Annotated in this window: 3 protein-coding genes and 1 pseudogene; all 4 read left to right on the top strand. The window is 74.5% G+C overall.

Annotated elements, in window-relative coordinates; all coding sequences use genetic code 11:
• Nucleotides 1–177 (top strand): annotated as a pseudogene (locus ACFU7Y_RS41780) (diguanylate cyclase); the annotation flags it as partial.
• A gap of 263 nt (nt 178–440) precedes the next feature.
• Nucleotides 441–791 (top strand): hypothetical protein, encoded by a 351-nt coding sequence (locus ACFU7Y_RS41775; RefSeq protein ID WP_224278086.1) that lies wholly within the window; start codon nt 441–443, stop codon nt 789–791.
• The gene (locus ACFU7Y_RS41770) at nt 784–2,997 is read left to right on the top strand and encodes a caspase family protein (protein WP_224278088.1); all 2,214 of its coding nucleotides are present in this window, start codon (nt 784–786) and stop codon (nt 2,995–2,997) included. The genes ACFU7Y_RS41775 and ACFU7Y_RS41770 overlap by 8 nt, the downstream gene beginning before the upstream one ends.
• A 69-nt stretch (nt 2,998–3,066) precedes the next feature.
• Nucleotides 3,067–3,648: MFS transporter (locus ACFU7Y_RS41765; protein ID WP_380771642.1), on the top strand; the 582-nt coding region annotated here is incomplete at its 3' end.

Below are 3,648 nucleotides of genomic sequence, written 5' to 3'. Positions count from 1 at the left end.
GCCACCGCACAGATCGCCCGCGAGATCGGCGTCACCCCGGACGGGGTCAACTACCACCTGGCCCGGCTCTCCCGCCGCTGGCGCGTCCCCAACCGCACCGCCCTGGTCGCCCGGGCCTACGCCACCGGTGTCCTGGCCCCGGACGTATGGCCGCCGCGGCCGGCCGGTCCGGTGTGACGTACCCCCGGGCCCTCGGAGTCAGTCCGCGACGCCCCGCTGCGCCTCGATGAACGCCGTCGTGGCGGACTGGTCCGGCAGCGGGCGCCCGTAGCCGGCCTGCTGCTGCCCTGACCTGCGATGCCGCCGGCCCTCCGCCCCGCCCCCGTGCGGAATTCCACAAGTCGGTTACAAGCTCCCCCCGTTGCTCCCCGCGCGGGGCCGATCCCTGCCATCATCCCGGCTGAACCCGGGAGGCACCCGGGAGAGGCCGAGGGAGTGCCATGGACGCGCGGATCAAGGTCGCCGGCGGCGACGAGCTGCGGGAGACGGCGGAGCTCTGGGACTGGCTGCGCCGGGAGCGCGAGCTGGCGGGGCTGGTACGTCCCCTTCCGTCCCCGCCCACCGACGGAGAGCTGGGCGGGGTGACCGAGGTGCTGGAGATAGCCCTCGGCGCCGGGGGTGCGGGCGTGGCGCTGGCCGGGTCGCTGTCGGTCTGGCTGCGGACCCGCCGCGCGGACGTGTCGCTCGAAGTGACGACCAAGCGCGGCCGGGTCAAGCTGACCGCACGGCAGATGAAGCAGGAGGACGTCGTCCCGCTCCTGGCCGAGGTGCTGGGCGACGACGATGAGTGAGCTGCCCGGCCCCCCGCACTTCGCCGACTCCCGCGCGATCCTGATCGGCACCGGCACCTACCGGGACACCGGCCTCTCACGGCTGCCGGCCGCCCTCAACAGCCTGCGGGCGCTGCACCGCACCCTCACCGACCCTCGGCTGTGCGGCTGGCCCGAGGACCGGGTCACCGTGATCGAGGACGCGGCCGACATGCCCGCCCTGGTGCAGACCCTGCGCCTGCTCGCCCGCGAGACCCGCGGCGTCCTGCTGCTCTACTACGTCGGGCACGGCCTCGTGCGACCACGCGGCCAGCTGTGCCTGACGCTCGCCCACACCTCGCCCGAGCACGCCGACGTGACCGGGCTGGACTTCGAGAAGATCCGCGAGGCGTTCCTGGACAGTCCGGCGAAGGTCAAGGCCGTCGTGCTGGACTGCTGCTTCGCCGGCCGGGCCATCGAGGCCCTGGCGGGCGAGGCCGCCCAGGCCGCGTCCACGGACATCCTCGGCACCTACATCCTCACCGCCAGCGACCGCACCGCCCACGTCGTCCCGCTCGCCGAGCAGGCCGACCGGACCACCTCGTTCACCGGCACCATGGTCGACCTGGTCCGCAGCGGGCTCCCCGAGGGGCCGGAGTGGCTCACCCTCGACGCCCTCTACCCGTACCTGCGCGACGAGTTGATCCGGCGCGGGCTGCCCGTGCCCAACCGGCAGGGAACCGACACCGCGGGCCGGTTCGCGTTCACCCGCAACCCCGCCCACCGCCCCGCGCCCGCCCGTGCCTCCCGGCTCGCCCAGGCACTGGCCGTGGCCCTCGCCGAGTGCGCCGACGCCGGGCCCTCCGGCACCGGACAGCTGGCGGAGGCGACCGGGCACTCTCCGGAGCAGGTCGAGGCCTACCTGTCCGGCCGGACCATCGCCCCCTGCACCTTCCTGGACGGCTTCGCCGCCCACCTCTCCCGGCTCGGCCGTCCGCCGGCCCCGTCCCGGCTGCGTGAACTCCACGACCTGCGCGCCGCCGAACTGCGCGACAGCCCGGACCCCGCCGACCAGGTGGTCTACCTCCGGGAGGTCACCGAGGAGCTCCGGCAGGCGATCGCCGCCCTCACCGCGGAACGGGACGAGGCAGACCGGGCCCGCACCGACGAACAGGAGCGTGCCCGTCTGGAGGCCGAGCGCCTCGCCGAGCAGCTCGCGGCCGAGCAGGAGCGCAGCCGGCGGCTCCAGGCGGAGTCCGCGGAGAAGGGCCGCCAGCTGAACGCCGCCGCCGGGTTGAACCGCGCGCTGGAGGCGGACCTGGCCCACGTCCGGGAGCAGGCCGAACTCATCACCCGGGAACTGCTCGTACTGCGGCGGCAGGTCGAACACCTGCTGGACCCACCGGACTCGCCGGAGCCTGCCGACGCGGCGCCCGCCGCGGTCACCGCCGCCGTCACCACTGCCGTATCCGCCGGCGGGGCCCAGGCCGTGACCGACCGGATCCCCTCACCGCCCGTGGGGACACCGCCGCCCCGTCGGACGGCTCCCCCGGCGCCCCGCCGTCCGCGGCGCTACGGCAGCCGGTTCGACTGGCGGGACGCGCTCTCCCCCGCCCGTTTCGTGGCCCAGGCTCTGCTCGTGCTCACGGGCCTGTCCACCGTCGCCCTCGGTTTCTCCTGGTACGTCGACGCCTACGACGACACGGTCGCCTACCGCAGCGCGCCGGTCTGTGGCGCCCCGGCCACCGCACCCGGCACGGGCTGCACCACCCAGGAGACCGGCCGGGTGACGGGCAAGAAGACCGACCAGAGCAGCGACTCCACCAGCTACGACGTCACCGTCTCCCGTGAGGCGGCACCCACCACCACCTACAGCGTCACCGAGGGGCTCTACGACAGCGTGGAGAGCGGCACCAACGTGGACCTGACGCTCTGGAAGGGCCGTGTGGTCCAGCTCTCCCACCAGGGCCACCGCTCCGCCGTCGTGAACGCCCTCTGGCTCACCTCCTTCGAACTGGCCCTCCTGGTCGGCCTGGGAACCGTCGTCAGCGTCTACGGCCTGCTCGGACGTCGCCTCGAAAGCTGGGGGGTCCCACTTGCCGTCCTCCCCTTCCTCGTCTTCCTCACCTTCATCGGCAGCGTCATGCTCCTCGGCGCCCAGTGGCCCTTCGCCGTCACCCTCGCCATCCCCGTCATCGCCTGGCTGGTCCTGACCGCCATCGCCACCGCGATGTCCTGGGAGGGCTAGCGAAGGCCGACCGGCCGTCCCGGGCCCCCACCTTGACCTCAAGTCCGCTTCAACCACGACCCTGGTCGGATGCCTCTCCCCGTGACGACCCGTCTGCTGCCGCGTCCGTACCGATCGCTGTTCGCCCGCCACGACTTCCGCCGACTCCTGCCCGCCCTGGCCGCCTCCGACCTGGGGGACGGGATGAGCGTGGTCGCCGTGGCGTGGCTGGCCGTCCTGATCGCGCCTCCGGGCCGGTCCGGGCTGGTCGTCGGCGCCGCGGTGGCCGCCTACGCCCTCCCCGGCGCCGCGGGCGCGCTGCTCTTCGGCCGCCGGCTGCGCCGCCTGCCTCCCCGGCGGCTGATCGCCGCCGACAGCCGGGTCCGCGCGCTGCTCCTCGGGTGCGTGCCCCTGGCCTGGGCCGCAGGGGTGCTGCACCCGGTCCTCTACGTCGTCCTGCTCGCCGGGTCCTCGGTGCTGCACGCCTGGGGCAGCGCGGGGAAGTACTCGCTGCTCGCCCGGATGCTTCCCCCGGAGCAGCGGCTGGCCGCGAACGCGCTGGTCAGTGCGAGCGCCTCGGCGTCCGTCATCGTCGGCCCCGCACTCGCCGGATTCCTGGCGACGGCCGTCGGCCCCGCCTGGATCATCGGGCTCGACGCGCTGTCCTTCGCC

This window comes from Kitasatospora sp. NPDC057542, from assembly GCF_042801945.1.
In the GTDB taxonomy this organism is placed as follows: domain Bacteria; phylum Actinomycetota; class Actinomycetes; order Streptomycetales; family Streptomycetaceae; genus Kitasatospora.
This window is presented reverse-complemented; position numbering and strand designations above follow the sequence as displayed.

Bases quoted from the DNA above. Each gene is read 5' to 3' on its own strand.
- ACFU7Y_RS41770 (WP_224278088.1), top strand. From the start codon at position 784: ATGAGTGAGCTGCCCGGCCCCCCGCACTTCGCCGACTCCCGCGCGATC.
- ACFU7Y_RS41775 (WP_224278086.1), top strand. From the start codon at position 441: ATGGACGCGCGGATCAAGGTCGCCGGCGGCGACGAGCTGCGGGAGACG.